General features: G+C 46.6%; 9 protein-coding genes and 1 tRNA gene. 2 read left to right on the top strand and 8 right to left on the bottom strand.

All coding sequences use genetic code 11. From position 1 onward, the window contains the following. A partial coding sequence (locus PX636_RS20200; RefSeq protein ID WP_288118517.1) for an AAA family ATPase occupies nt 1-468 on the bottom strand: 468 nt, incomplete at its 3' end. Between the two features lie 254 nt (nt 469-722). Between PX636_RS20200 and PX636_RS20195 the strand changes: the two genes are divergently transcribed. Together PX636_RS20195 and PX636_RS20190 are read left to right on the top strand one after the other, a co-directional pair. After that, the gene (locus tag PX636_RS20195) at nt 723-1,241 is read left to right on the top strand and encodes a hypothetical protein (RefSeq protein ID WP_288118515.1); all 519 of its coding nucleotides are present in this window, start codon (nt 723-725) and stop codon (nt 1,239-1,241) included. A 6-nt stretch (nt 1,242-1,247) separates the two neighbouring features. After that, entirely contained in the window at nt 1,248-1,520 is a 273-nt protein-coding gene (locus tag PX636_RS20190) for a hypothetical protein (RefSeq protein ID WP_002796884.1), read from the top strand. Here PX636_RS20190 and PX636_RS20185 read toward each other — a convergent pair. From PX636_RS20185 to rplS, 7 genes are all read right to left on the bottom strand, one after another. Next, a complete protein-coding gene (locus PX636_RS20185; protein WP_002796883.1) occupies nt 1,517-2,440 on the bottom strand; it encodes a bifunctional riboflavin kinase/FAD synthetase in 924 nt (307 codons plus the stop codon). The genes PX636_RS20190 and PX636_RS20185 overlap by 4 nt on opposite strands. Before the next feature lie 141 nt (nt 2,441-2,581). After that, entirely contained in the window at nt 2,582-3,295 is a 714-nt protein-coding gene (rplA, locus tag PX636_RS20180) for a 50S ribosomal protein L1 (protein WP_002796882.1), read from the bottom strand. Between the two features lie 55 nt (nt 3,296-3,350). Next, entirely contained in the window at nt 3,351-3,776 is a 426-nt protein-coding gene (gene rplK / locus PX636_RS20175; RefSeq protein ID WP_002796881.1) for a 50S ribosomal protein L11, read from the bottom strand. A gap of 3 nt (nt 3,777-3,779) precedes the next feature. Then, nucleotides 3,780-4,397, bottom strand: coding sequence for a transcription termination/antitermination protein NusG (nusG, locus tag PX636_RS20170; protein WP_002796880.1), 618 nt, complete (start codon nt 4,395-4,397; stop codon nt 3,780-3,782). Continuing rightward, nucleotides 4,394-4,630 (bottom strand): preprotein translocase subunit SecE, encoded by a 237-nt coding sequence (gene secE / locus PX636_RS20165; protein WP_002761141.1) that lies wholly within the window; start codon nt 4,628-4,630, stop codon nt 4,394-4,396. The genes nusG and secE overlap by 4 nt, the downstream gene beginning before the upstream one ends. 124 nt (nt 4,631-4,754) lie before the next feature. After that, nucleotides 4,755-4,827: transfer RNA gene (locus PX636_RS20160), tRNA-Trp, on the bottom strand. Nucleotides 4,828-4,928: 101 nt separating this feature from the next. Next, nucleotides 4,929-5,291 (bottom strand): 50S ribosomal protein L19, encoded by a 363-nt coding sequence (gene rplS / locus PX636_RS20155; RefSeq protein ID WP_288118513.1) that lies wholly within the window; start codon nt 5,289-5,291, stop codon nt 4,929-4,931. Between the last annotated feature and the right edge of the window lie 236 nt (nt 5,292-5,527).

Below are 5,527 nucleotides of genomic sequence, written 5' to 3'. Positions count from 1 at the left end.
TGGAAGCGGAAAAGTGCCTTGATATTCGATCGGATTTTGGGTGGCGATCACAAAGAAGGGTTGGGGAACCGGCCGCGCTTCTCCATCGATGGTAACTTGTTTTTCTTCCATGACTTCTAGAAGTGCCGATTGGGTGCGCGGGGTGGCCCGGTTGATTTCATCGGCCAACAGGACGTTAGCAAAAGCGGGGCCGGGGATAAATTCAAATTCGCGACTGTTGGGGTTCCAAATCGTGGTTCCCGTGATATCACTAGGCAGGAGGTCAGGGGTGCATTGTACCCGTTGGAAACGACCGTTAATTGAACGCGCTAAGGATTTGGCTAACAGGGTTTTGCCGACTCCGGGGACATCTTCCAGGAGAGCGTGACCACCACTGAGCAAAGCCACCAGCACAATGCGAATCGATTCGGTTTGGCCGACGATGCTCTGGCTCAAATTTTCCATCAAAATATCAATAGCGTCTCTCATAGCACAAATGGGGGATTTTGTCAAGAAGATTAATGTTAAGTTTTTTTGATCTTAACGATTCTTTTCCTAATTTGCCCACACTAGCGAGAAAAGTTGACAGACAATGGCGGGAAATTTTCTGCTAGGGAGCTAATCAGGGTTAGGGTGGCGAGCAGGGAGAAAATTAGTTAAGAATTGTTGCCAGTGGGCGAAATCAAGATTTTCAGTCGGTTCAGTACGGTAAAATCGAGAAGAATTTCTCTTAATCAGTGAAGATGAAAGCCAGTTCGCTCGTTTTTAGTCTTGTTTTAGGAATCGCTGCCAGTACATTAACCAATAGTTTACCCAAAAATTTTACTTTCAATTCTCAGAAAGTATTGGCTCAAGATCAGGCCCCTTCCTGTCCCCTCCCTCCAGATCTTGCCATCACTTTTCGCAATAGTGAATGTCAGGCAGTTACCCTAGAAAAACCCCAGACTTTTTTCCGTTATTATAGTGACGAAAATAGCAAAAAAGGTCGTTTTCTGACCACGGATGAATATGCCACCAATGTGGAGGCGATCAGAAATTTAGCCCTCGATCAAAAGTGGAATCCTCCCAATCAAGCGACCAAAGTAGTATCGGTGACTTTGCCGGCGGGAACAACGGTTTATCAAGGAATTGTCGCCCCCCAGAATCCACCTTATTGTTATCACGGTGGTGGTCAGCAAACTTTTATTAAAGACTCGCGAGATGCCAATATACAATGGGGAGAGGGGCGAGGACTAACGCTTACATCTCTTTGGTGTCACTAGAATATTATGGAAACGAAAATAAGGGAATTAGTTCAATCAATTGACCAAGCTATTACCGTGGCCGAACAGATGCGGGAAACAGAAATATTGACTCAGATTGAGGGTTTAATTTCTGTCCTGAAAACCATCAAAAGTCAGGCGTTAGCTGGTCAATTACCACCGTCTCAAGGCATTGTTACCCTAGGATTAGCGCGAGAAGTAGCTGATTGGATCGATTCCCTCGATTCTCCTTTATTGAAAGCGGTGGGTAAAGTGGAAAGAGAATACCAAAAATATTAGCAGTTGTCGGTGACAGAAGTTAGAATTAACCGAGAGCGATCGCAGTCTATCTCGATCTGATTTTTTAATCGATCGAGAGAATTAAATTTCTGTTCTGGTCGCAGGAATTGCACTAAATCCATCGTTAAAATGCGATCATATACATGGCCCGACCAATCCAATAAATGGATTTCCACACTGACAGTTTTTCCCTCAATCGTGGGACGATAACCGATATTCATAACTGCCGGTAAGCGAGAACCATCAAGAGGCACCCAACCGCAATAAACCCCGAATTGCGGCAATAATTTATCGGGGGGAACCTGTAGATTAGCGGTATGAAAACCTAATGTTCTGCCCAGCTGTTGCCCGACGACCACGCGACCGGTTAAACTGTAGGGACGACCTAACATTTGCCCAGCTTGCTCAACGTTTCCTGCTGCCAAAGCTTGACGAATTAGGGAACTACTAATCCGACCCGCCCCACAGTTTTTTAAACCAACAATCTCGACTTTAATATTAAATTGAGAGGCGATCTGTAATAAATCTTCGGCTGTACCTTGACGACGATAACCGAAGTGAAAATCTTGACCAACACTGATCGATTTAGCCTGTAATTTTTCTACTAAAATCTGTTCGACAAAAGCCAAGGGAGTCAGGGAAGCTAATTCAGCCGAAAAAGGCAGTAAAACTAATTGTTTAACGCCTAAATTCTCTAAAACCTCCACCTTTTCCCCTAGAGGAGTTAATAATTGCCATTTTTCTCCCGTAAAAAATTCCCGCGGGTGGGGAGTAAAACTAACAACGGTGGGATAAGCGGGGCCATCCTGAAAAATTGGCTGTAGGACGGTTTGATGACCTAGGTGCAAACCATCAAAGTTACCAAGAGCGATCGCACAAGGGGCTAAAATACGGGTATTAGGGGAATCTACAATCCACACGCTGGCTTTAGGAACAGATACAAGAGAACAATTCAAGCGATTAATCTTGAGTGTAGCCTTTTGATTCTATATCAATCGGGCGATCAAGCCAAAAAAACACCCCCAATACCTTGGAGGCTTTTTCAGAAAAAATAACTGTCATTAACCTTCTGCTAATTTCAGATCCCGCAGGGCGCTAATATCCACTTGAATCGATGGCCCCATGGAGGAAGAAACGTAAACCGTGCGCCAGTAACGCCCCTTGGCCCCGGAAGGCCGGTTTCTGTCCACCGTTTCCTGTAAAGCTTTCAAATTGACTAACAGATCCTCGGCACTAAAAGAAGCTTTACCAAATTGAACGTGAACGATACCGGTGCGATCGGCCCGGAATTCCAATTTACCCGCTTTAAACTCAGCGATTGCCCCGGTTAAATCCGTGGTTACGGTTCCCCCTTTCGGTGAAGGCATTAAACCCCGCGGACCGAGTTGACGACCTAATTTAGCCACTTTCGGCATCATATCGGGGGTGGCGATCAAAACCTCGAAATCCATCATCCCCTTGGCGATTTCTTCGATTAATTCTTCCGAACCAACGATATCGGCCCCGGCGTTGTTCGCTTCCTGTACCTTTTCCCCGCGAGTAATGACCGCTACTCGCACCGTGCGTCCGGTTCCTTTGGGTAAACTTACCGTTGTCCGCAGTTGTTGGTCGGTATATTTAGGATCGATACCTAAACGAATATGAGCTTCGGCGGTTTCGTCGAATTTCGCCGTCGCTAATTCCTTTAATAATGTCAGTGCCTCTAATGGCTCGTAGGCTTTATTTTCTACCTTAGCCTGGGCATCTCGCAAACGTCGTGAAACTTTTTTTACCATCTGATTTGTTGCTCCTTGGGTAATAACGAAGCTTAACTTCTCCCCGAAATAAGATTTAGTCTGAGATCTTGACACCCATATTTCTGGCCGTTCCCGCCACAATATTCATGGCCGCTTCGATGTCGTTAGCGTTAAGATCGGGCATTTTAGTCTGGGCGATTTCGCGTAATTGGTCGCGGGTAATGGTGGCGACAAATTTCTTGTTGGGTTCGTTGGAACCTCTTTCCACACCGGCCGCTTTGCGGATGAGAACGGAAGCGGGGGGAGTTTTGAGGATAAAGGTAAAACTCCGATCCTCAAAAACGGAGATTTCCACAGGGATGATCATCCCAGCCTGATCGGCGGTTTTAGCGTTGTAATCTTTACAAAACGCCATAATATTCACCCCGTGTTGACCTAAAGCAGGACCCACCGGAGGAGCAGGGTTAGCCTTACCGGCAGGTAAAGCTAGTTTAATAATTGCGACGACTTTTTTAGCCATGATTTAGTTTTGTTTTTCGACTTGATTAAATTCCAATTCGACCGGGGTATCCCGACCAAAAATGGAGAGCAGGGCCTTGAGTTTGCCGCGCTCGGGACTAACTTCGATCACTTCCCCTTCAAAGTCCTTAAATGGACCAGATAGAACCAAGATTTGATCGCCAACTTCCATATTGATTTTGACGACGGGTTCTTGAATCTGAGCTTGTTTGAAGATGCGATCGACTTCTGACATACTCAAGGGTAGCGGGGTGACGTGACCGCGGCCGCGTCCGTAGTGGCGCTTTTGTTCGGCCCCGACAAAATTGATCACGTGGGGGGTGTTTTTTACCACCTGCCAAGCGTCATCATCCATGATCATTTTGATCAGGACATAACCGGGGAAGACTTTTTCCTCGCCATGTTGCCGTGAACCATCCTTGCGGACTTTGACGGTGGCCGCTTGGGGAATCTGGACTTGCAGAATGCGATCGGCCACATCGAGGGTGTGGATGCGCTGTTCCAAATTAGCTTTGACCCGTTTCTCACAACCAGAAGCCACCTGCACGGCATACCAACGGGGTTTTTTCGGTAGGTTGCTGAGATTGACTTCTTCGGGAAACTGTTCTTCTTCTAGATTCATGGGAACACCTTCCCCGCACCCCAGGCAAAGAATTTATCGATCAGATAGATGAGAGTGGCTACCAAAGTCACCATTAACATCACGGCCGCTGATTCACTCAAAAGTTGCTGACGGGAAGGCCAGACGACTTTGGCGAGTTCTTCTTTGCTTTCATTGACGAATTCCTTGACCTGAAAGGAGCTTCCCTCTTTCTTGTCGCTCGTGTCTTTTTCTAGGGTTTCTTTTTTGGCCACGATCGCTACTCCTTAAAATGATACTCAAGCTATCCTTAACTTATCATTTTCACCGGACAACCCACACTAACCCCCAGACATTTAGATCATGTCCTTTGCAGTTATCGGCTTGGTGATTACCAAACGCGCCCTGGAGGACTTGAACCCCCGACATCAGGTTTTGGAGACCTGCGTTCTACCAACTGAACTAAGAGCGCCCATTCGCTAAACTATTTGGCTTTTTTAAGGCCTTTATTTATTATAGCGTAGTTGTTGGCGATTGAGCAACTTTCTTGGTTAGGCTGTCGCCGGAAAATTTTTAGAGAGGGCGATCGAAACGTTCTTGTACCCGGGTGGCTTTGCCAACCCGATCGCGCAGATAGTAGAGTTTCGCCCGACGTACTTTACCACGACGGATGATCTTGACACTGGCAACCCGCGGCGAGTGGAGCAGGAAGACTCTTTCTACTCCCACACCCTGGAAGACTTTGCGTACTGTAATCGTTTCGTTGATACCGCCATGGCGTTTGGCGATGACAATGCCCTCGTAGGGCTGAATCCGCTCTTTATCTCCTTCAACGATTCGCACCCCTACCCGGATCGTGTCACCGACATGGATAATGGGCAGATCGCTCTTGAGATACTCGGCTTCGATTGATTTGATAATCTCTTCCGTTTTCATCGGCTTTCGTAAAACTGACAGCTTTCCATCATACCATATTTTTTAAGTAAAAAGCAATAGCTACCAGCTTTCCTAACACTGAGCGTTGCTGACTTGCCGATGCTGTCACCAGATGTTAGGCTGATTGTCCCGGATTACGGTCATCGAAAATTTGGGTCTGAAACCCCGTCGTTCTACGACGGCTTTACCGTTAAATATTAGCGCATTTACACGATATATGCTAGAATGCGAGATAT

Origin of the sequence: Microcystis sp. M53598_WE2 (genome assembly GCF_030067735.1) — a bacterium.
In the GTDB taxonomy this organism is placed as follows: Bacteria; Cyanobacteriota; Cyanobacteriia; order Cyanobacteriales; family Microcystaceae; genus Microcystis; species Microcystis aeruginosa.
Note: the sequence above shows the minus strand (reverse complement) of the source record. Positions and strands in the feature narration are given on the sequence as shown.

Bases quoted from the DNA above. Each gene is read 5' to 3' on its own strand.
- PX636_RS20195 (WP_288118515.1), top strand. From the start codon at position 723: ATGAAAGCCAGTTCGCTCGTTTTTAGTCTTGTTTTAGGAATCGCTGCC.
- PX636_RS20190 (WP_002796884.1), top strand. From the start codon at position 1,248: ATGGAAACGAAAATAAGGGAATTAGTTCAATCAATTGACCAAGCTATT.
- rplA (WP_002796882.1), bottom strand. From the start codon at position 3,295: ATGGTAAAAAAAGTTTCACGACGTTTGCGAGATGCCCAGGCTAAGGTA.
- rplK (WP_002796881.1), bottom strand. From the start codon at position 3,776: ATGGCTAAAAAAGTCGTCGCAATTATTAAACTAGCTTTACCTGCCGGT.
- nusG (WP_002796880.1), bottom strand. From the start codon at position 4,397: ATGAATCTAGAAGAAGAACAGTTTCCCGAAGAAGTCAATCTCAGCAAC.
- rplS (WP_288118513.1), bottom strand. From the start codon at position 5,291: ATGAAAACGGAAGAGATTATCAAATCAATCGAAGCCGAGTATCTCAAG.